At 67.1% G+C, this 20,405-nt stretch carries 19 protein-coding genes; 11 read left to right on the forward strand and 8 right to left on the reverse strand.

Going from position 1 to position 20,405, the window contains the following annotated elements; translation table 11 throughout:
* Positions 1-1,046 precede the first annotated feature (1,046 nt).
* Both ACGFNJ_RS35840 and ACGFNJ_RS35845 read right to left on the reverse strand, forming a co-directional pair.
* On the reverse strand, positions 1,047-2,603 hold the full coding sequence (locus tag ACGFNJ_RS35840; protein ID WP_393458830.1) for an acyl-CoA synthetase: 1,557 nt from the start codon (positions 2,601-2,603) through the stop codon (positions 1,047-1,049).
* A gap of 22 nt (positions 2,604-2,625) precedes the next feature.
* A complete protein-coding gene (locus tag ACGFNJ_RS35845; protein WP_393458833.1) occupies positions 2,626-3,663 on the reverse strand; it encodes an LLM class F420-dependent oxidoreductase in 1,038 nt (345 codons plus the stop codon).
* A 160-nt stretch (positions 3,664-3,823) separates the two neighbouring features.
* On the opposite strand from ACGFNJ_RS35845, the gene ACGFNJ_RS35850 reads away from it, so the two are divergent.
* Genes ACGFNJ_RS35850 through ACGFNJ_RS35870 form a run of 5 tightly spaced genes read left to right on the forward strand, consistent with a single transcriptional unit; the run spans position 3,824 to position 8,333 of the window.
* Positions 3,824-4,789, forward strand: coding sequence for a Zn-ribbon domain-containing OB-fold protein (locus ACGFNJ_RS35850; protein WP_393458836.1), 966 nt, complete (start codon positions 3,824-3,826; stop codon positions 4,787-4,789).
* Positions 4,790-4,801: 12 nt separating this feature from the next.
* Positions 4,802-5,842, forward strand: a complete 1,041-nt coding sequence (locus ACGFNJ_RS35855; protein ID WP_393458839.1) for a thiolase domain-containing protein — start codon at positions 4,802-4,804, stop codon at positions 5,840-5,842.
* Complete coding sequence (locus ACGFNJ_RS35860; RefSeq protein WP_393458842.1) at positions 5,839-7,008, forward strand: thiolase domain-containing protein; 1,170 nt, start codon at positions 5,839-5,841, stop codon at positions 7,006-7,008. The genes ACGFNJ_RS35855 and ACGFNJ_RS35860 overlap by 4 nt, the downstream gene beginning before the upstream one ends.
* Positions 7,009-7,026: 18 nt before the next feature.
* A complete protein-coding gene (locus tag ACGFNJ_RS35865) occupies positions 7,027-7,917 on the forward strand; it encodes a TIGR03619 family F420-dependent LLM class oxidoreductase (RefSeq protein WP_393459257.1) in 891 nt (296 codons plus the stop codon).
* Complete coding sequence (locus tag ACGFNJ_RS35870) at positions 7,914-8,333, forward strand: nuclear transport factor 2 family protein (RefSeq protein WP_393458845.1); 420 nt, start codon at positions 7,914-7,916, stop codon at positions 8,331-8,333. Before ACGFNJ_RS35865 ends, ACGFNJ_RS35870 begins: the two co-directional genes overlap by 4 nt.
* 67 nt (positions 8,334-8,400) lie before the next feature.
* Here the strand turns inward: ACGFNJ_RS35870 and ACGFNJ_RS35875 are convergent, their stop codons facing one another.
* Entirely contained in the window at positions 8,401-9,654 is a 1,254-nt protein-coding gene (locus ACGFNJ_RS35875; protein ID WP_393458848.1) for a cytochrome P450, read from the reverse strand.
* A 143-nt stretch (positions 9,655-9,797) separates the two neighbouring features.
* Between ACGFNJ_RS35875 and ACGFNJ_RS35880 the strand changes: the two genes are divergently transcribed.
* Positions 9,798-10,961, forward strand: coding sequence for a steroid 3-ketoacyl-CoA thiolase (locus tag ACGFNJ_RS35880; protein WP_393458851.1), 1,164 nt, complete (start codon positions 9,798-9,800; stop codon positions 10,959-10,961).
* 362 nt (positions 10,962-11,323) lie between these two features.
* On the forward strand, positions 11,324-11,740 hold the full coding sequence (locus tag ACGFNJ_RS35885) for a helix-turn-helix domain-containing protein (RefSeq protein ID WP_011207048.1): 417 nt from the start codon (positions 11,324-11,326) through the stop codon (positions 11,738-11,740).
* A 310-nt stretch (positions 11,741-12,050) separates the two neighbouring features.
* Here ACGFNJ_RS35885 and ACGFNJ_RS35890 read toward each other — a convergent pair whose 3' ends face one another.
* The 5 genes from ACGFNJ_RS35890 to ACGFNJ_RS35910 all read right to left on the reverse strand — a co-directional run bounded on the left by ACGFNJ_RS35890 (position 12,051) and on the right by ACGFNJ_RS35910 (position 16,592).
* Positions 12,051-13,061 (reverse strand): hypothetical protein, encoded by a 1,011-nt coding sequence (locus ACGFNJ_RS35890; protein WP_393458854.1) that lies wholly within the window; start codon positions 13,059-13,061, stop codon positions 12,051-12,053.
* Positions 13,058-13,573 carry an ImmA/IrrE family metallo-endopeptidase gene (locus ACGFNJ_RS35895; protein WP_069167337.1) on the reverse strand — a complete coding sequence of 172 codons (516 nt, stop codon included), beginning with the start codon at positions 13,571-13,573 and terminating at the stop codon, positions 13,058-13,060. Before ACGFNJ_RS35895 ends, ACGFNJ_RS35890 begins: the two co-directional genes overlap by 4 nt.
* Positions 13,574-13,630: 57 nt before the next feature.
* Complete coding sequence (locus ACGFNJ_RS35900; RefSeq protein WP_393458857.1) at positions 13,631-14,710, reverse strand: hypothetical protein; 1,080 nt, start codon at positions 14,708-14,710, stop codon at positions 13,631-13,633.
* Between the two features lie 159 nt (positions 14,711-14,869).
* Complete coding sequence (locus tag ACGFNJ_RS35905; RefSeq protein ID WP_393458860.1) at positions 14,870-15,781, reverse strand: SDR family oxidoreductase; 912 nt, start codon at positions 15,779-15,781, stop codon at positions 14,870-14,872.
* Between the two features lie 22 nt (positions 15,782-15,803).
* On the reverse strand, positions 15,804-16,592 hold the full coding sequence (locus ACGFNJ_RS35910; protein WP_393458863.1) for an SDR family oxidoreductase: 789 nt from the start codon (positions 16,590-16,592) through the stop codon (positions 15,804-15,806).
* A gap of 121 nt (positions 16,593-16,713) precedes the next feature.
* Here ACGFNJ_RS35910 and ACGFNJ_RS35915 point away from each other — a divergent pair, with 121 nt between their 5' ends.
* The 4 genes from ACGFNJ_RS35915 to ACGFNJ_RS35930 are packed head-to-tail and all read left to right on the forward strand — an operon-like array spanning position 16,714 to position 20,210.
* Positions 16,714-17,478, forward strand: a complete 765-nt coding sequence (locus ACGFNJ_RS35915) for an enoyl-CoA hydratase family protein (RefSeq protein WP_069165391.1) — start codon at positions 16,714-16,716, stop codon at positions 17,476-17,478.
* 37 nt (positions 17,479-17,515) lie between these two features.
* Positions 17,516-18,400, forward strand: coding sequence for a CoA transferase subunit A (locus ACGFNJ_RS35920; protein WP_393458866.1), 885 nt, complete (start codon positions 17,516-17,518; stop codon positions 18,398-18,400).
* Positions 18,397-19,152 (forward strand): CoA-transferase subunit beta, encoded by a 756-nt coding sequence (locus ACGFNJ_RS35925; RefSeq protein ID WP_393458869.1) that lies wholly within the window; start codon positions 18,397-18,399, stop codon positions 19,150-19,152. The genes ACGFNJ_RS35920 and ACGFNJ_RS35925 overlap by 4 nt, the downstream gene beginning before the upstream one ends.
* On the forward strand, positions 19,149-20,210 hold the full coding sequence (locus ACGFNJ_RS35930) for an NAD(P)H-dependent flavin oxidoreductase (protein WP_393458872.1): 1,062 nt from the start codon (positions 19,149-19,151) through the stop codon (positions 20,208-20,210). The genes ACGFNJ_RS35925 and ACGFNJ_RS35930 overlap by 4 nt, the downstream gene beginning before the upstream one ends.
* Positions 20,211-20,405: the final 195 nt, after the last annotated feature.

The raw sequence follows: 20,405 nt of genomic DNA on the forward strand, positions 1-20,405 counted from the left end.
GCGTCACTGATCGGGCGGGCGTCACTGATCGGGCGGGCGTCACTGATCGGGCGGGCGTCACTGATCGGGCGGGCGTCACTGATCGGGCGGGCGTCACTGATCGGGCGGGCGTCACTCGGGCTTGCCTGGCGGCAAGCCCGAGTATCCGTAGCCCTTCTCGGAATCCGTACTCGTCCTGTGGATCTGCACTCGTTCTGGGCTGCTGCAAGCTGTGCGGATTGGCCTGGCTGGAGGGATTGTCTGGGGCAAACCTGAAGGTCAGCAGTGGCTTTCGGGATCGGCGCTGGTTTCGGGTGCTACGGCGCTCAGGGCGGGACGTAGCTAGCATGAGCTGGGCTGGACGCCGCCAGATCGTCGGGCCCACGTCTTTGCACAACATGGACTGCCGGGCACTGCATTCGGCGGGAGTCCCCTGGTTGGCCGACCTCCATCAACGGGGGTCGAATGGTTGCTGCGTCTCGTTGGCGGTAGTCAAATGGTTGCCGCGTCCCGTTGGCGGTAGTCGCATGGTTGCAGCATGCGTCACGACAGGCACCATTTGACTCCCGTCAACATTCTCGAGATCACTTCCCGGCTCCGGAGGTCGTCTAACAACCAAACGAACAGCCGTGCCGCTGTCGAAGCGCGGCTGTGGGTGGCAAGTGCGGACGGGGCGTGCGGGCGAGATGGCCGAATGGCAACCCGCTAACCGCAACCATGTCCCGCTCGGTGGCTACGCCCGCGGCGAGCGGGACATGGTGGAGGCGAGACCGGCGTGTCGCCTCGACCATGTCCCGTTCGCGAATCGTGGCCAGCGCCAATGGGACACCGTCGAGGAAAGGGTCCACTTCTCGACCTTGAACCTATGAGTCCGCACCCCTTCTGTGGATCCGCACTCGTTCTGGGCTGCTAGAAGCAGTGCGGATCCACAGAGGGGGTGCGGATTTGGGTCTTTGATCTTGAAGTAGCACGCGGCGCCGCGTGCCAGCGATCGAGGGGGAACTGGTGGCGGGGGTCGCGAAATGCCGCCACCAGGTCCCCATGATCTTGTTCCGTTGATCTTGGAGCTATTGGGAGGGGACGTAGCGGTCGCGGAGTTTGCGCTTGTAGAGCTTGCCGTTGGGGTCGCGTGGGAGTTCGGGGAGGTAGTCGACCGACTTGGGCATCTTGTACTTCGCCAATTGGGTTGCGGCGAAGGCCAGGAGCTCGGTGGTGAGGGCGTCGGTGCCTTCGATGCCGGGGGCGGGCTGGACTACGGCCTTCACCTCGGCGCCCCAATCGGGGTGGGGGATGCCGAAGACGGCGACGTCGGCCACCTTCGGGTGGGTGACCAGGACATTTTCGATTTCGGCCGGGTAGATGTTGACCCCGCCGGAGAGGATCAGGTCGGAGCGGCGGTCATGCAGGTAGAGGTAGCCGTCCTCGTCCAGGTGGCCGATGTCGCCGACGGTGAAGAGGTTGCCGACGCGCGCGTCCTCGGTCTTGGCCTTGTCGTGGTGGTATTCGAAACTGGAACCACCCATTTGCATGTAGACCAGGCCGGCTTCGCCTGCGGGCAGCTCGGAGCCGTCTTCCTCGCTGAGGACTTTGATCACCGACCAGGGCCAGGCCTTGCCGACAGAGCCGGGCTTCTGCAGCCATTCGGTGCCGTTGATGACGGTGCCGCCGCCCTCGGTGGCGGCGTAGTACTCGGTGACGGTCGGTCCCCACCATTCGAGCATCCTGCGCTTGGTTTCCGGCGGGCAGGGTGCGGCGCCGTGAATCATGCTGCGCAGGGAGGACATGTCGTATTTGGCGCGCACTTCCTCGGGCAGTGCGAGCAGGCGATGGAACTGAGTGGGGACCATGTGGCTGTGCGTCACGCGGTACTTGTCGATCAGCCGGAGCATGTCCTCGGCATCCCAGCGGTCCATCAGAATAAGCTTGTGCGCCAGCTGAATCGAGATGGTGGCGTAGTTCAGCACCGCGGTGTGATACAGCGGTGAGCCGCAGATGTGCACGTGATTGTCGTACGGCGCCAGGTCGAACAGGCCGAAGAACGCCATCGTGTGCAGCGGAACGACATCCGGGTTCGCGCCGGTGAGCGGGCGGCGAACACCCTTGGGGCGACCGGTGGTTCCGGAGGTGTAGAGCATCGGGGCGCCGGTGCTGCGGTCGGAGGGGCGTCCGGTGTCGGCGGCGCCGAGCCAGGCGACCGATTTGAAGCCGTCGATCTCGCCGACCGAAAAGCGCGCCGCCGCAGGCAGTTTCGCCTCGTCGGCGGCTGCGGTCGCGGTGGCGGCGAAGCGGTCGCTGGCCAGGAAGGCCTTCGCCTCGCTGTCCTGCAGGATGTAGGCGACCTCGGGGCCGGTGAGGTGCCAGTTGACCGCGACGATGTAGAGCCCGGCCTGGTACGCCGCGAAGTAGGCGGCGATCGCCTCCACGCAGTTGTGCACCATGCTGACCAGCACGTCGCCGGTTTCCAGGCCGAGACCGCGCAGGCCGGTGGCGTAGCGGTTGGCCAACGTGGCCAATTCGCGATACGACACCTCCCGGCCCGCCGGATCGACCATGGCGATCCGATCGGGTTCGGCTTCGGCGATGTTCCACAGACCGAGAATTTGCACTGACTCCTGCGCCGTCATAGCTTTGAATCTAGAACGTGTTCTACATATCGACAAGGGGCGCGAGGCGATGTAATTGTGCGACATCGGGAACGGACACGAGCAACATCGTGACGCCTGCCGCCGACCAGACGCCGAGTTGCTTACGGACATGTTCCTCGTCGCCGATGATTGCCGTATCCAAAATCAGCTCATCCGGCACCACCGCGGCGGCCTCGGCCTTCTTGCCGGACAGGAACAGCCTGCTGATCTCGTCGACCTCACGCTCGTAACCCATGCGCCGGTAGACCTGGGCGTGGAAGTTCTGCTCCGGGGCACCCATGCCGCCGATGTAGAGCGACATGATCCAGCGCATTTTCTCGAGTTCGCTCTTCGGATCGTCGGTGATCACCACCTGGCAACTCGCGGCAATCTCGAAGTCCTCGCGCGACCGGCGCGCACCTGCCCTGGCGAAGCCCTCGTCGAGCCAATCGTTGTACATGTTCGCCAGGCGTGGCGCGTAGTAGATGGCGAGCCAGCCGTCGGCGATCTCCGCGGTGAGCGCCACGTTCTTCGGGCCCTCCGCGCCCAGCCAGATCGGCAAATCCGCACGTAGTGGGTGCACGATCGGCTTGAGCGGCTTGCCGAGTCCGGTCGAGCCCGGCCCCTGATAGGGCAGCGGGTAGCTCGGCCCGTCGTTGGTGACCGGCGCCTCGCGTTCGAGGATGCGCCGGATGATCCCCACGTATTCGCGGGTCCGCTGCAACGGCTTGGCGAACGGCTGGCCGTACCAGCCCTCGACCACCTGCGGCCCGGAAACTCCCAGGCCGAGGATGGCCCTGCCGCCGCTGAGGTGATCAAGCGTGAGCGCGTGCATGGCGGTCGCGGCGGGCGTGCGGGCCGACATCTGCACGACGGAGGTGCCGAGCCGTACTCGCTCTGTCGACGACCCCCACCAGGTCAGTGGGCCGAACGCGTCCGAGCCCCAGGACTCCGCGGCGAACACGGCGTCGAACCCGGCCGCCTCGGCCGCGACCACCAACTCACCCGCATTGTGCGGGGGCTGCGCCATCCAGTACCCGAGTTGCAATCCGAACTTCATGCGTGACCTCTTTCCAACCATCCGTGCCTGATTTTGCGGCGCTCTCCCAGCCTGTCACCGATGCCGCACCTTGCCAGCAGAATAAGAACCTGTTCTACTCGACATTGTGACTCAGGGGAATACCGCATCCGGCGTAATCGCGGATGAGAGAGGGTCGGATTTGAACACCGCACCTGATGTACTCAGCGCGCCTCTGCGGGTGCGATTCGACTACACGCGGTCCGTGGGGCCGACGATCGGGCACTTTCTGACCAACCTGCGCGCCAGGAAGCTCGTTGGCGTGCGCGGGTCCGACGGGCGGGTGCTGGTGCCGCCGCCGGAGTACGACCCGGTGACGTCCGCCGCGCTGACCGAGTTCGTCGATGTCGCCGAGACCGGCACCGTCCAATCGTGGACCTGGGTGCGCGAGCCGCTGGCCGGCCAGCCTTTCGATCGACCGTTCGCCTGGGCGCTGATCAAACTGGACGGCGCGGACACCGCACTGCTGCATGCCGTCGATGTCGCTGGGCCCGAAGACATCCAGACCGGCATGCGGGTGGTCGTCCGGTGGGCCGCGGAGACCACCGGAAGCATCCACGACATCGCCTGCTTCGAACCAGGCGAAAAGCCTTCCACGCCAACAGCATCCGCTGCGAGCACCGATGAACCGGTCACCATGATCACCACGCCGGTCGACCTCGCATACAAGCACACCGCGTCCCCGCAGGAGACCGTTTACCTGCGCGGACTGGCCGAGGGCAAGCTGCTCGGCGGCCGCACCGACGCCGCAGGCAAGGTCTATTTCCCGCCGCGCGGCGCCAACCCGACCGACGGCAGGCCGACCGACGAGGTCGTCGAACTGCCCGACCGCGGCACGGTCACCACATTCTGCATCGTGAACGTGCCGTTCCTCGGCCAGCGGATCAAGCCACCGTACGTGGCCGCCTACGTGCTGCTCGACGGCGCGGACATTCCGGTGCTGCATCTCGTACTCGGTTGCGAGGCAAGCGAAGTCCGGATGGGCATGCGAGTGGAAGCGGTGTGGAAGCCGCGCGAGGAGTGGGGCTTCGGCCTGGAGAACGTCGACCACTTCCGCCCGTCCGGCGAACCGGATGCCGACTACGAGACCTACAAGCACCACCTCTGAGAGAGGCGACCGTTGACTGACAACGCCACCGACATCGCGGTCGTGGGATTCGCCCACGCACCGCACGTGCCGGAAACCTTCGGCACCACCAACGGTGTGGAGATGCTGGTGCCCTGCTTCCAGCAGCTGTACAGCCAGTTGGGCATCACCAAGTCCGATATCGACTTCTGGTGCTCCGGATCCTCGGATTATCTTGCCGGACGCGCTTTTTCGTTCATCAGCGCGATCGACGCGATCGGCGCGGTGCCGCCGATCAACGAATCGCACGTGGAGATGGACGCCGCATGGGCGCTGTACGAGGCGTGGGTGAAGCTCCGCTCGGGACAGGCGAAGACCGCGCTGGTCTACGGCTTCGGTAAATCGTCGGCGGGCACGCTGCGCCAGGTCCTCACCATGCAGCTCGATCCGTACCTGGTGACCCCGCTGTGGCCGGACGCGCTGTCCATCGCCGGTCTGCAGGCCAGGGCCGGGCTCGACGCGGGCCGCTGGACCGAACGCGATATGGCGGCGGTGGCCGCGGGTGCCGACGGCGACGTCGAAAGTCTGCTCGGCACACCCTATGTCGCTGATCCACTACGCGCGCACGATGTCGCACCGATCACCGACGGTGCCGCCGCGGTGGTGCTCGCGGTGGGCGATCGCGCCCGCGAACTCTGCGAGCGTCCCGCGTGGATCACCGGCATGGCCCATCGGGTGGACACCCCGGTGCTCGGCGCCCGCGATCTCACCGTCTCCCCCTCCACTTCCGCTGCCGCACAGGCGATTACCGGCGGCGATGCGAGCGGATTCGACATCGCCGAACTGCACGCGCCGTTCAGCCATCAGCAGCTGATCCTCGCGGAGGCGATCGGCCTGACGAACGGCACCAGGGTCAACCCGTCGGGCGGCGCGCTCGCGGCCAATCCGATGTTCGCCGCTGGCCTCGAACGCATCGGCTTCGCGGCGACGGCGATCATTGCCGGCGACGCGAATCGCGCACTGGCCCATGCCACCAGCGGCCCTGCGCTGCAGCAGAACCTTGTGACCGTCTTGGAATCGGAGGCGACCCGATGAGTGTCCCGGCCGCGGTGCTCGGCACCGGACAAACCCATCACGTGACGAAACGTGCCGACGTATCGATGGCGGGCATGTGTCGCGAGGCGATCGATCGTGCGCTCGACGACGCAGGCCTCACCATCGCCGATATCGACGCGGTCGTGGTCGGCAAGGCGCCCGACCTGTTCGAGGGCGTCATGATGCCCGAGCTGTATATGGCAGATGCGTTGGGCGCCAGCGGAAAACCGCTCTTGCGCGTGCACACCGCCGGTTCCGTCGGCGGCTCGACCGGCGTGGTCGCGGCCAACCTGGTGCAGGCCGGGGTACACAAGCGCGTGCTCGCGATCGCCTGGGAAAAGCAGTCGGAGTCGAATGCCATGTGGGCGTTGTCGATTCCGGTTCCCTTCACCATGCCGGTCGGCGCGGGCGCCGGCGGTTACTTCGCACCGCACGTGCGCTCCTACATCCGACGCTCGAACGCACCGAGCCACATCGGCGCGATGGTCGCGGTCAAGGATCGCCGCAACGGCGCGAAGAACCCGCACGCGCACCTGAAGCAGCCCGACATCACGCTGGAATCGGTGCTGGCCTCCCAGATGCTTTGGGACCCTATCCGTTTCGACGAAACCTGCCCCTCCTCCGACGGCGCGTGCGCCATCGTGCTCGGCGACGAAGACGCGGCCGCCGCGGTCGAGGCGACCGGCAAGAAGGTCGCGTGGGTGCACGGCACCGCGATGCGGACCGAGCCGACCACCTTCGCCGGACGCGACCAGGTCAATCCGCAGGCCGGGCGCGACGCGGCCGCCGCGCTGTGGCAGGCGGCCGGAATCTCCGACCCGCTCACCGAGATCGACGTCGCCGAGATCTACGTGCCGTTTTCCTGGTTCGAGCCGATGTGGCTGGAGAACCTCGGCTTCGTGCCGCAGGGTGACGGCTGGAAGCTGACCGACAAGGGTGAGACCGAGATCGGCGGCATTCTGCCGGTCAACCCGTCAGGCGGGGTGTTGTCCTCGAATCCGATCGGGGCGTCCGGGCTCATTCGGTTCGCCGAGGCGGCCAAGCAGGTGATGGGCCGGGCGGGCGCGTACCAGGTCGACGGCGCGCAGAAGGCACTCGGACACGCCTATGGTGGCGGCTCCCAGTACTTCTCCCTGTGGGTTGTCGGCTCGACGAAGCCGAGCTGAGGCGCCGTCATGAGTCCACTGAAGTTCACGCTGGGGATCGCGCTCAGCCCGCTGGATCAGCTGACCGAGTTGGCGAAGACCGCAGAAGAGTGCGGGTTCTCGTCGATCGCACTGCCCGATTCGTTGTTCTACATGCAGTCCGCGGCGGCGAAGTATCCGTACACCGCTGACGGCAGCCGGTTTTGGGGCCCGGAGACGCCGTGGGTCGATCCGCTGATCGGGGCCACGGCGATGGCGGTGGCGACCAGTCGGATTCGATTCTACACCAACGTGCTCAAGCTCGGGTCGCGCAATCCGTTGCTGCTGGCCAGGCAGGTCGGGTCGGTCGCCGCGATGTCGGGGAACCGCTTCGGGTTCGGCGTCGGAATCGGCTGGGCACCGGAGGAATTCGAGTGGTGCGGGGTGCCTTACGCCAGGCGCGGCGCCCGGGTCGACGAGATGATCGAGGTCATCAAGCTGGTGCTCGACGGCGGCATGGTCGAATACCACGGCGAGTTCTTCGACTTCGATCCGTTGCAGGTCAGCCCGGCGCCGACCGAGCAGGTGCCGTTCTACATCGGCGGCCACACCGAGGTGGCGCTGCGCCGGGCCGCCCGGGTCGGCGACGGCTGGGCCTCGGCGATGATGACCTACGACGAGCTGTGCCGCACCATCGGCAAGCTCGACGCGCTGCGCGCCGAATTCGGCCGTGGCACCGACCCGTTCGAGATCCAGGCGGTGTGCGTCGACCGGTTCGGACGCGCGGGTTACCAGGACCTGGCCGACGCGGGCGTGACAGACGCGATCGTCATTCCTTGGCTCGCCGAAGGCATCGGCTTCGACGGCGAGCTTGCCGCCAAACAGGACTCGCTGCGCCGATTCGCCGCGGCGCACATCGACGATCCCATTGTCGCGGAGGTATCGAAGTGACCACGACCACCGATCATCCGGCCAGGACGGCAGGGCTCGCCTCGCAGGCCGCGGTCCGGGCCAGGGACAAGGACGCGTGGGTCGCGTTGTTCGCCGAGGACGGCATCGTCGAAGATCCCATCGGCCCTTCAGGTTTCGACCCGGAAGGTAAGGGCCATCGCGGCAAGGCGGCGATCGCCGCCTTCTGGGACAAGGCGATAGCACAGACCGAGTTGATCGAATTCCTGTTCACCGACTCGTTCGCATGCGGCAACGAGATCGCCTTCACCGGCACCATCCGCAGCACGCTCGGCGGTCATCAGATCGACGCCGACGGCGTATTCACTTACCGGGTCGACGATTCCGGCAAGATCGCCGCGCTGCGCGCCTTCTGGGAAGTGGACCGCGCGATGGCCACCGCGAAGAAGATCGGCTGAACAGACCTGCAGGCGAAGGGCCCTCGATCCGGCTGGGACTACCGGAGCGAGGGCCCTTGTCGCGTGCTCAGCCCGCGACGGTCTTGTAGTCGACCGGAAATTCCTTGATGCCGTTGAGCCAGCCGGAACGCAGCCGCTTCGGGTCGCCGACCTTGCTGATGTCGGGCAGGTGATCGGCGATCGCATTGAAGATCAGATCGACCTCGAGCCTGGCCAGGTTCGCGCCGACACAGAAGTGCGCGCCGGTGCCGCCGAAGGACAAGTGCTGGTTGTCCTTTCGCATGATGTCGAACTGCTCCGGGTGCTCGAACACGTCCTCGTCGAAGTTGGCCGACCGGTACAGCATGACCAGCCGCTCGCCCTTCTTGATCGGCACGCCGCCGAGCTCGGTGTCCTCCAGCGCGGTCCGCTGGAACGAGGTGACCGGGGTGGCCCAGCGGATGATCTCGTCGGCGGCGGTGGCCGGGCGCTCCTTCTTGAAGAGCTCCCACTGCTCCGGGTGCTCCATGAAGGCGTTCATGCCGTGCGTGATGGCGTTGCGGGTCGTCTCGTTGCCCGCGACGGCCAGCATGATCACGAAGAAGCCGAACTCTTCCTCGCTGAGCTTGTCGCCGTCGACGTCGGCCTCGATCAGCGTGGTGACGAGGTCGTTGGCCGGATTCTCCTTGCGCGCGGCGGCCATTTGGTATGCGTAGCCGAGGATTTCGGCCGAGGCCATGACCGGATCGGCGTCGTTGTCCGGGTCGTCGTAGCCGGTCATGTCGTTGGACCAGGTGAAGACCTTCATCCGATCTTCCTGCGGGACACCGATCAGCTCGGCGATGGCCTGCAGCGGCAGTTCACAGGCGACCTGAGCGACGAAGTCGCCGGTCCCCGACTCGGCGGCGGCTTTGACGATCTGCTCGGCGCGTGCCGAAAGTTCGGCGCGCAGACCGTTGATCGCACGCGGGGTGAAGCCACGGGAAATGATCTTGCGCAGTTTCGTGTGCTCGGGGGCGTCCTTGTTGATCAGGACGAACCGCTGCAGTTCGATCTGCTCGCGGGTGATGTCGTCGTTGAAGCGCGGGATGGCGGTGTTCTCGTAGGTGGAGAACACCTCGCTGCGCCGGGACACCTCTTTGACATCGGCGTGCTTGCTGACGACCCAGAAGCCTTCGTCATGGAAGCCACTGACCTCGGGCGGCTGCGGGTTCCACCAGATCGGGGCGGTGCGACGTAGCTCGGCGAACTCTTCGACCGGAACACGCTCGGCATAGATGTCCGGGTCCGTGACGTCGAATCCGTCCGGCAGATTCGGCCGGATATTCCGAGGATCTACCACCAGATGTCTCCTTCGACAAACTGAAACACGTTCTATAATCATTGAAGCATAGGCGGCAGTATGAGGAAAGAAACCGGACAGAACCGCCTTCGATCACCCTCATGAACTCGTTTCAGTTTTCTGTCCCAGATGAAAGGTTGGACATGGGCACACCCGTCATCGTCGAGGCCGCTCGCACCCCCATCGGCAAGCGCGGCGGCTGGCTCGCCGGCCTGCACGCCGCCGAACTGCTCGGCGTGGCCCAGCGCGGACTGCTCGAACGGGCGCACCTGGATCCAGCACTGGTCGAACAGGTCATCGGCGGCTGCGTCACCCAGGCGGGTGAGCAGTCCAACAACGTGACCCGCGTCGCGTGGCTGCACGCCGGACTGCCGTGGCAGGTCGGCGCGACCACCATCGACGCGCAGTGCGGCTCCGCGCAGCAGGCGAACCATCTCATCGCCGGGCTGATCGCGACCGGCGCCATCGACATCGGCATGGCCTGCGGCATCGAGGCGATGAGCCGGGTTCCCCTCGGCGCCAACGTCGGCGAGAACGCCGGGCCGCGCAGGCCTGCGTCCTGGAACATCGACCTGCCGAACCAGTTCGAGGCGGCCGAACGGATTGCCAAGCGCCGCGGCATCACTCGCGCCGACGTCGACGAGTTCGGCGCGCGCTCGCAGCGCCTGGCCGGGCAGGCCTGGGCCGAGGGACGCTTCGATCGCGAGGTGCTCACGGTCACCGCGCCTGCCGTCGACAAAGCAGGCGCCTTGACCGGCGAAAAGCTTGATGTATCACGGGATCAGGGCCTGCGGGAGACCACCGTCGAAGGTCTCGCCAAGCTGAAGCCGGTGCTAGAGGGCGGCATCCACACCGCGGGCAGCTCCTCGCAGATTTCCGACGGCGCCGCCGCCGTGCTGCTGATGGACGAGGCCGCCGCGCAGCGCGCGGGCCTGCGGCCGAGGGCACGGATCGTGACCCAGGCCCTGGTCGGCGGTGAGCCCGAGTTCCATCTCGACGGCCCGGTGCAGGCCTGCAGCCGCCTGTTGGAGCGATCGGGGATGACCATCGGAGACATCGACCTGTTCGAGATCAACGAAGCCTTCGCGTCGGTGGCGCTGTCGTGGGCTTCGGTGCATCAGCCGGACATGGATCGGGTCAACGTCAACGGCGGCGCGATCGCGCTCGGCCATCCAGTGGGCTCGACTGGATCCCGGCTCATCACAACGGCTTTGCACGAACTGGAGCGAACGGGCCGCAGCACCGCGATGGTGCTGATGTGTGCCGGTGGCGCAATGGCGACAGGGACCATCATCGAACGGCTATAGAGCGTTCAACCGCCCGAAACCGGCTTGTTGAACGTTCATCCCCCAGGCCCAAAAACGTGTCGTACGCCACACATTGCCGAGGTCGATGAACTAGATGACTTGTCAGCTATCTTTCCGCTATCATAGGTGGCGCGGGCAAGACCTCCAGGACGGGCCAGAACTGGGCCGTACCTCGGCTTCTCGAGAGCCGTTGGGGTGACCCGCAAACGCGACGGTCCCAGTACCTTCGCCCGACCGGCACCTAGAAGCTTCAAGGAAATCCGGAATCAGGCGTAGGTTTTCAGTTACTGAGCCGCTAATATCAATGATACGTATCCGAGATAACGACTGTTAGTACAGCGAAGGGAATTGGGCGGCTCACAATGGCTGATTTCGCGGCGCGGCTGAACAAGCTGTTCGAAACCGTGCATCCCCCGGGGCGTAAGCCGCACACCAACGCGGAGGTTGCGGCTGCGTTGACGGCCTCCGGACATCCGATCTCGAAACCGTACCTGTCGCAGTTGCGGTCGGGACAACGGACGAACCCGTCCGATGAGACGGTGGCCGCCCTGGCGAAGTTCTTCAAGGTCAAGCCGGACTACTTCTTCAACGACATCTATGCCGCCAAGATCGACCACGATCTGGAGTTGCTGTCCCAGCTGCAGGGCTACGGACTGCGACGGCTGTCGAGTAGAGCGTTCGACCTGTCCGAAGAATCTCAGAACCTACTCACCTCCATGGCGGAGAAGTTGCGGGCAAGTGAAGGCTTGCCCGAAATTCCTCCGGATGGCACCGAATAGGCTCAGGTGCACGGAAGCACAGTGCGGCCCCGCAGGGTCGCACTGTGCTGTGTTATGCGCACGCCAGGCGGGAGATCGGCACGGCGGCTCTACAGCCGTGCCCGGAAAAATGGGGGCTCGCACCGAGCGGGTTGCGACGACTAGTGGAACATCCACCAGGATAAGCGTATTCGACGCAGCACGGAGTCCGGCCTTCGCGCCGAACCGGATTTTCGTGCTGCGTCGAACTGATTGAATACTGAAGCGCCCTACGAGTTTTCCGTCGAGTTGATCACAGCCCGGTGTTGTTGATCACCGACCGGCCCGTTGATCAATTCCGGACCGGCTCTGCGGTTGTCGTGTCATAGGCCCGAGCGATGGCCTGAACCCAACCGCGCGGACTAATCCCCTCCGGCGGAGCAATCCACCGAGCATCCAGCGCCACATCACCCAACGGGTTTCTCGCCCACTGCGCCACCGTGTCCGCGCGGTCGGTGATCGACCGCGGCGGCGGCCCGACCGCGGCGAGCACCACGCCCCCGCCGGACTGGAGATAGAGCGCGTCCATGATTTGCGCCACTTGGTCGGACGCCCTCAGCTGCGTCGAGCTGCCGGTCTGATCGTGCGCGACCACCTCGGGGAAGCGACCGACCATCATGCGGTGCAACGGCCGAATCTGGCGCAGCAGCACCCGCGCCCGCACCCACAGCTCCACCACGATCCACACCGCACCGAACGCGATGAGCAGGCTGGCCACCTCCCAGGCCGGCCAAGCCCACGTCGGATTGCCCGGCGGCACCCTGGTCGCGTCGGTGAACTCGCGCCGCACCTGCAGGAACGCGAGGACCGCGACCACCGCGGTGCCCGCGGTGTAGATCGCGATGCCGCGACCGAGGGTGGTCCAGTCGAGGTTGCGCAGGCCGGTGATCACCACGAACACCGCGCCGACGGTGACAACCTCCCAGCCGAAGGTGAACGACCACGCGATGGTCGCGGCGACCGCCGCGAGACCGACGCTGTAGATCACCAGGGCCACCTGGCGCAGGTTCCGCCGGGAGACCACCGGCCAGGCCGCCGACGCCACCACCGAGGTGGCGGTGACGAACGCGATCCAGGCCGAGACCACCACGCCGTCGGAGAGCCAGCCCGCGTGCACGCCGTGCGGCAGCAGGTTGTCGACGGCCACCGCGATCTCGGGAACCGCGACGGTCGCGGCGAGCGCAACGGCGGCGACCGCTACGACAATGGCCACCCGGGCCGTCGTCGCGGGTTTCACCAGCACGCGTCCCACCCGCGCCCCGGCAGCCATCCATACCAGAAGAGCGGTCAACCACAAGGTCATCCCAGCGCCTCATCGAATCGAAGGACCGAGACGCCTGCGCCTCGGCTGTTGAACACGCGGAGTCGGGTCATCAGCATGGCGGCGAAGGTCTCGGCCTCCCACTCGGCGAGCTCGTCCGCGCCATCGTCGAGGATCTGCTGGTGCGCCCGCTGGCTCAGCATGTAGGCGATCAGATCGTCGCTGGCCTCAAGCGTCACCTCGGGCGCCGGCGCGCCCTCGTGGTCGAACACGATGTGCCCCAACTCATGTGCCAGCGTGTGCTCCCGGCTCGGCAGCCGCTGCGCGAGCACGATCACGTCCCGATCCGGGTAGAGCCTGCGCTGGCCGCACACGCCTGGCCCCAATTGCGCACTGGCGATTTCGATTTCGCGGTGCCGCTCGCTCGCGATCGCCAGCACCACCTCGTCCAAGGTGGTGGCGTCGGAGTCGGCGGCGACCGCACACACGGCGTCGACCGCGGCCGCGACCCGGCGGTAGGACCGTGACGTGCTCTGCGTCTTGCTCTCACTCATGCCTGCACCTCGCTGGCGCTCGGTTCCGGCATCCGTCGCTCAGTCATGACCTACCCCTCACGGCCTCGGGAAGAACATGGCACGGGCGGCGTCGACTCTGGCCTGTGCGGCCGCGGCGCCCTGGAAACTGACTACGCCGGAACCGATTCCGGCAAGTCCGAGCGCGAGCAGGCCGCCGATGACGGACAGCAGTTTCGGTTCGGGGAGCAGGTCGCTCGCGCTCGTCGGACGCACGGCCGGGTTCGGCGCGGCGGGTGCGGCAAGCACCGGCGGCGGCGCAGGTGGCGCGGGCGGCGGGGCAGGCGCCGCGGCGGGAACCGGCGGTGCGACCACCGGCAGCGCCGGGATCGCGGGCACGGCGGGAACCGGTACCGGCGGGACAACGACGGGCGGCGGCACGGGAACCACCGGCGGTGGCGGGATAGGGATCAGTAGGAGCAGCAGCGGGGTCGCGGAACCGACGGCCGCCGAGCCGACCGCGGCGGAACCCACTGCGGCAGAACCGGTTGCGGCAGAACCGACGCCGGCCGAGCCAACGCCTGCGGAACCGAGTGCGGCCGAACCTGTTGTGCCGATACCGATTCCGGCGGAACCGACGGCGGCGGAGCCAGTCGCCAGCGCGCCGGCGGCCGCAGAACCGGTGGCGCCGAGCGCAGCGGCGCCCGCAGAACCGGTCGCGGCCAATGCGCCGACACCGGCGGAACCTGTCGCGGCGAGGGCCGCTGCCCCGGCGGAACCTGTCGCGCCGAGCGCGGCCGACCCGGTGCCGAGGATCACACCGAGTCCGGCCGAACCTGTGCCAAGAGTCACACCGAGACCAGTGGAGCCGGTGGCGAGGACCGCGGCGAGTCCGGCCGAGCTTGCGGCAGCACCTGCCGAACCGGCCGCCGCCGAGCCACCTGCCGCCGCCGAACCGGCGGCGGAGCCAGCGGCCGAGCCGGAGCCGATAGCGGGATTGGTGGGTACCGCGCTCACTTGGGACGGCTGTCCAGGAACGGACAGCGATTGCCAACCCCCGGTGTCGTAGGGCGGCGGAGCGGGGTCAGCGGCGCACTGCGGGCACTTGCCCGACGGCTGTGCCTCGGCCGCGACCGGCCCCAGCAGCGCAAAGCCGGCCACAATCCCAGCTACTGCCACTACACGGAGTGTGCGACCTATGGTCATGCGCCGAGCCTTCCCCTCAGTGATAAAGCGCAGATCTTGCCCGGTCGCGACTCTCACACGGGACTTTTAACGGATCGGGGCCCATGATAAACCCCTACTGTTACGCCCGGAGGAAGAAGGGCGGATGCCCGATCAGGCCCCGTATACTGCCTCCGGCAGCATCGCCTTGGCTATCAGGCCAGCAACCACCGGGCCGAGCTCCTCGGGTGCCCACCGCGCGCCCCGATCGACCGCGACGCCGTGCCGCCATCCGTCGGCCAGCGCCACCCTGCCGCCCTCCACCTCGAACATGCGTCCGGTCACGCCCGCCGATTGTGGGCTGCCGAGCCAGACGACGAGCGGCGAGACGTTCTCCGGAGCCATCGCGTCGAAGCCCTCGTCCGGCTTGGCCATCGTCTCCGCGAAGACGCCCTCGGTCATCCTGGTGCGTGCGGCGGGGGCGATCGCGTTTACTGTGACACCGTAGCGAGCGAACTCTGCGGCGGCCGTCAGCGTAAGTCCCGCAATACCGGCCTTCGCGGCACCGTAATTGCCCTGACCGACGCTGCCTTGCAGCCCCGCGCCCGAGCTGGTGTTGATGATGCGGCCGTCGACAGGGCGGCCTGCCTTGGCTTCCCCGCGCCAGTACTCGATGGCGTGCCGCATGGTCACGAAATGTCCCTTGAGGTGGACGCGGATCACCGCATCCCATTCGTCCTCGCCGAGGTTGACCAGCATCCGATCGCGGACGAAGCCGGCATTGTTGACCAGCACGTGCAGCCCGCCGAAGGTGTCGACGGCCTGCCGGACCAGCCGCCGGGCGCCGTCCCAGTCCGCGATGTCGTCGCCGTTCGCCACGGCGCTGCCGCCGAGCGCCACGATCTCCGCGACCACCTGCTCGGCGGGCGTCTCGCCGGTCGCGGCGCCGTCGAGCGCCGAGCCGAGGTCGTTGACCACCACGCTGGCCCCCGCCGCGGCGAAGGCCAGCGCGTGCGCACGACCGATGCCACGGCCCGCGCCGGTGACGATGACGGTGCGGCCTGCGCAGATCTGCTCGGTATCCATCTGTCCTCTTATCTCTGTGTCTTCAGGACTGCCGACCGACGGCCGCAGTGGACGCGGCCAGGAAGGCGGGGCGCTCACCACCGCCGTGCACCAGCAGGGCGGCGCCGCTGACGTAGGCGGCCAGCGGGGAGGCAAGGAAGGCCGCACAGCGGCCGACGTCGTCGGGCGTCGCCATCCGGCCGAGCGGGATGGTCCGGCCGACCGCGTCGACGCCGTCCTGGTCGCCGTAGTGCAGCCGGCTCTGCTCGGTGTCGACCGGGCCGACGATCAGGGAGTTGAGCCGCACCTTGGGCGCCCACTCGACGGCGAGCGACGCGGTCAGGCTGTCGATGCCCGCTTTGGCCGCGCCGTAGGCGGCGGTGCCCGGCGACGGCCGGTGGCCGCTGACGCTGGAGATGTTCACGATCGAGCCGCCGTCCGGCTGCTGCTGCATCACCTCGTTGGCGGCCTGGGAAACCAGCAGTGGCGCAAGCAGGTTCAGCTCGACGATCTTGGCGTGGAAGTTCTTGCTCGCGTCGGCGGCCAGCGCGAACGGGGCCCCGCCCGCGTTGTTGACCAGGCAATCGAGGCGCCCGTAGCGCTCGCGGACTGTATCGATCAACACACCTACGGAATCGGCGTCGCGAATATCACAGGACAGGAAGTCGATGGCACGGCCGTCGGCCTCGATCGGCGCCTCGGCGGGCCGCCTCGCACAGGCGATCACCGTCGCGCCTGCCGCCAGAAAAACCCTGCTCACACCCGCGCCGACGCCGCGGACGCCGCCGGTCACCAGAACGATGCGGTCGGCCAGGTCGATTTCGAGTGCCACCGTGCTAACCTACCAAGCAACTGCTTGCTTTGCCAATGCGCTGGGTGTATTCGCCACCGGGCTCACCACCATCGGGCGCTGCGTCGAGGAACAAGCCGGGCCAAACACGATGGGACATGCGATGGGGATCAACCGTCACTCCGAATCAACCGGCATCACCGTGGTCACGGTCGACTACCCGCCGGTCAATGCGATACCGACCGACGGCTGGTTCGATATCGCCGACGCGATCAGGGAGGCAGGGCGCGACCGGGAAACGCGAGTCGTGGTGCTGCGCGCCGAGAATCGCGGATTCAACGCGGGCGTCGACATCAAGGAAATCCAGAGCAAGCCGGGCCATCAGGCGCTGATCGACGCGAATCATGGCTGCTTCGAGGCATTTGCGGCGGTCTACGACTGCCCGGTGCCGGTCATCGCGGTGGTGCACGGCTTCTGCCTCGGCGGCGGCATCGGGCTGGTCGGCAACGCCGACGTGGTGATCGCCTCGGACGACGCCACTTTCGGGCTGCCCGAGGTCGATCGTGGCGCGCTCGGCGCCGCGACGCACCTGTCCCGGCTGGTGCCGCAGCACCTGATGCGGGCGCTGTTCTACACCGCGAGCACCATCACCGCGCAGCAGCTGCAGCACTACGGGTCGGTGTACCAGGTGGTGCCACGCGCCGAACTCGATGCCGCGGCAATGGAAGTCGCCAAGAACATCGCGGCCAAGGACGGCAGGGTGATCCGGGCGGCGAAGCGGGCGCTCAACGGCATCGACCCGCAGGACGTGCACCGCAGCTACCGGTACGAGCAGGGCTTCACCTTCGAACTCAACCTCGCCGGTGTCGCCGACGAGATCCGCGCCCGGTTCGACGACGACCTGGCGGCGCGCAAGGCCGACAAGTAATCCGGAACGCCGCCAAGCAGACAGGGATCAGAAAGTCATGCGAGACAAGCGAATGTCGCTCGACGAGGTCGTCGGCGAGTTGCGCAGTGGAATGACCATCGGCATCGGCGGCTGGGGGTCACGGCGCAAGCCGATGGCGCTGGTGCGGGCCATCCTGCGGTCACCGATCACTGACCTGACCGTGGTCAGCTACGGCGGGCCCGACCTCGGGCTGTTGTGCTCGGCCGGGAAGGTGCGCAAGGCGTACTACGGGTTCGTGTCGCTGGATTCGGCGCCCTTCTACGATCCGTGGTTCGCGCACGCCCGCACCTCCGGCGCGCTGGTGGCGCGCGAAATGGACGAGGGCATGCTCAAGTGCGGACTGGAGGCGGCCGCGGCCCGGCTGCCGTTCCTGCCGATCCGCGCCGGGCTCGGGTCCGATGTGCCGAACTTCTGGGACGGCGAATTGCGCACGGTCACTTCGCCGTATCCGGATAACGCGGGGCACGCCGAGACGTTGATCGCGATGCCTGCGCTGAATCTCGATGCGGCGCTGGTGCATCTGAACATCGGCGACCGACACGGCAATGCCGCCTATACAGGCGTCGACCCGTACTTCGATGATCTGTACTGCCTGGCCGCCGAGCGCAGGTATGTGTCGGTGGAGCGGGTCGTCGAGACCGACGAGCTGGTGAAAGCCGTTCCGCTGCAGTCGCTGCTGCTCAATCGGATGATGGTGGACGGTGTGGTCGAGGCACCCGGCGGTGCGCATTTCACGCTGGCCGGGGACAGCTACGGACGAGACGAGAAGTTCCAGAAGCACTATGTGCAGTCGGCGAAGACGCCCGAGGCGTGGCAGCAGTTCGTCGAGAAGTATCTGGCTGTCTCCGAAGACGAGTACCAGGCGGCCGTCCGCGAATTTGCACAGGAGGGTTCTCGATGAGCACGGAGACAATCACCCGCGCCGAAGTCTGCGCGGTTGCCTGCGCGGAGATCTTCAGTGGTGCAGGGGAAATCATGGCGAGCCCGATGTCGCCGATGTCGATCATCGGGGCGCGACTCGCGAAGCTGACCACCGAGCCCGACCTGCTGCTCTCCGACGGTGAGGCATTGTTTTTCGCCGACACTCCCCCGCTGGGCGGCAAGGCTCCGATCGAAGGCTGGATTCCGTTCCGCAAGGTGTTCGACGTAGTCGCCTCCGGCCGACGGCATGTGGTGATGGGCGCCAACCAGATCGATCGATACGGCAATCAGAACCTGTCCGCGTTCGGCGCGCTACAGCAGCCGACCAGGCAGATGTTCGGAGTGCGCGGAGCACCGGGTAATACGATCAATCACGCCACCAGCTACTGGGTTTCGCGGCACACCGCTCGGGTGTTCACCGACCGCGTCGACATCGTGTCCGGTGTCGGCTACGACAAGCTCGATCCGGCCAACCCGGCATTCCGCTTCCATCACCTGCACCGGGTGGTAAGCAATCTGGGCGTCTTCGATTTCGAGGGCCCCGACCACACGATGCGGGCGCGCAGCCTGCATCCCGGCGTCAGCGCCGCCGAGGTCGCGGCGAACACGTCGTTCGAGATCCATGGTCTCGCCGACGCGGGCGAGACAAGGCTGCCGACCGCCGAGGAGCTGCGGCTGATCCGGGATGTGCTCGACCCCAAGACGATTCGCGACACCGAGGTGCCGTCATGACCGGCAGGCTGCGGACCGCGCTGACCGACCTGGTCGGCATCGAGCATCCCGTCGTGCAGACCGGCATGGGCTGGGTGGCAGGCCCTAGCCTCGTCTCCGCCACCGCAGAGGCGGGCGGGCTCGGCATCCTCGCCTCCGCAACCATGACCTACCCCGAGCTCGCGGCCGCGATCGCGAAGACCAAGGCGCACACCGCGAAACCGTTCGGCGTGAACATCCGCGCCGACGCCTCGGACGCACCCGAACGCATCGATCTGCTGATCCGGGAAAAGGTGGCCGTCGCGTCGTTCGCGCTCGCACCGAAGCAGGACCTCATCGCCAAGCTCAAAGACGCAGGCGTGGTGGTGATTCCGTCGATCGGCGCCGCCAAGCACGCGGTGAAGGTGGCGTCGTGGGGCGCCGACGCCGTCATCGTGCAGGGCGGTGAAGGCGGCGGGCACACCGGCCCGGTGGCCACCACGCTGCTGCTGCCGTCGGTGCTGGACGCGGTGGATATCCCGGTGGTCGCGGCGGGCGGCTTCTTCGACGGCCGCGGCCTGGCCGCCGCATTGGCCTACGGCGCGGCAGGTGTCGCGATGGGCACCCGTTTCCTGCTCACCCAGGAGAGCACCGTGCCCGAGGCGGTCAAGCAGGAGTACCTGCGCAGGCAGCTGCAGGACACCGTGGTCTCGACGAAGGTCGACGGCATGCCACATCGTGTGCTGAACACCGAACTGGTGCAGCGCCTGGAACATTCGGGCCGCACCCGCGGCCTCGCCGCCGCGGTGGCCAACGCCGCCAAGTTCAAGAGCATGACCGGCATGAAGTGGTCCACCCTGGTCCGCGATGGACTGGCGATGCGAAAGACCAAGGACCTCACTTGGTCTCAGGTCGTCATGGCCGCCAATACGCCGATGCTGCTGCGCGCGGGCCTGGTCGAGGGCAACACCCAGGCGGGCGTGCTCGCCGCGGGACAGGTCACCGGCATCATCGAGGACCTGCCCACCTGCCGGGAGCTCATCGACCGGATCGTCGCCGACGCGGTCACCCGGATCGAAGAACTGCACAAGACGCTCTGACCTGGCCGACGCGAATGCCCCGACCAGGGAAGCGGGGCATTCGCGGGTGGCAAGCCCGGTGACTCGCCGCGGTGCGGCCGTGGCCGTACGATCCCGCTCATGAACCAGCCGATGCCGCCGCAACCGCAGCAGCAGAACTTTCCGCAGCAGCAGCCCGGATACGCCCCGCCACCGCAGCCCGGGTACCAGCAGCCA

Origin of the sequence: Nocardia sp. NPDC049149, from assembly GCF_043197455.1 — a bacterium.
Taxonomy (GTDB): Bacteria; Actinomycetota; Actinomycetes; order Mycobacteriales; family Mycobacteriaceae; genus Nocardia.

What these genes read in the sequence shown, in the direction of transcription:
- ACGFNJ_RS35840 (WP_393458830.1), bottom strand. Translation starts at nt 2,603, where the DNA reads ATGACGGCGCAGGAGTCAGTGCAAATTCTCGGTCTGTGGAACATCGCC.
- ACGFNJ_RS35845 (WP_393458833.1), bottom strand. Translation starts at nt 3,663, where the DNA reads ATGAAGTTCGGATTGCAACTCGGGTACTGGATGGCGCAGCCCCCGCAC.
- ACGFNJ_RS35860 (WP_393458842.1), top strand. Translation starts at nt 5,839, where the DNA reads ATGAGTGTCCCGGCCGCGGTGCTCGGCACCGGACAAACCCATCACGTG.
- ACGFNJ_RS35880 (WP_393458851.1), top strand. Translation starts at nt 9,798, where the DNA reads ATGGGCACACCCGTCATCGTCGAGGCCGCTCGCACCCCCATCGGCAAG.
- ACGFNJ_RS35885 (WP_011207048.1), top strand. Translation starts at nt 11,324, where the DNA reads ATGGCTGATTTCGCGGCGCGGCTGAACAAGCTGTTCGAAACCGTGCAT.
- ACGFNJ_RS35890 (WP_393458854.1), bottom strand. Translation starts at nt 13,061, where the DNA reads ATGACCTTGTGGTTGACCGCTCTTCTGGTATGGATGGCTGCCGGGGCG.
- ACGFNJ_RS35895 (WP_069167337.1), bottom strand. Translation starts at nt 13,573, where the DNA reads ATGAGTGAGAGCAAGACGCAGAGCACGTCACGGTCCTACCGCCGGGTC.
- ACGFNJ_RS35905 (WP_393458860.1), bottom strand. Translation starts at nt 15,781, where the DNA reads ATGGATACCGAGCAGATCTGCGCAGGCCGCACCGTCATCGTCACCGGC.
- ACGFNJ_RS35915 (WP_069165391.1), top strand. Translation starts at nt 16,714, where the DNA reads ATGGGGATCAACCGTCACTCCGAATCAACCGGCATCACCGTGGTCACG.
- ACGFNJ_RS35920 (WP_393458866.1), top strand. Translation starts at nt 17,516, where the DNA reads ATGCGAGACAAGCGAATGTCGCTCGACGAGGTCGTCGGCGAGTTGCGC.
- ACGFNJ_RS35925 (WP_393458869.1), top strand. Translation starts at nt 18,397, where the DNA reads ATGAGCACGGAGACAATCACCCGCGCCGAAGTCTGCGCGGTTGCCTGC.
- ACGFNJ_RS35930 (WP_393458872.1), top strand. Translation starts at nt 19,149, where the DNA reads ATGACCGGCAGGCTGCGGACCGCGCTGACCGACCTGGTCGGCATCGAG.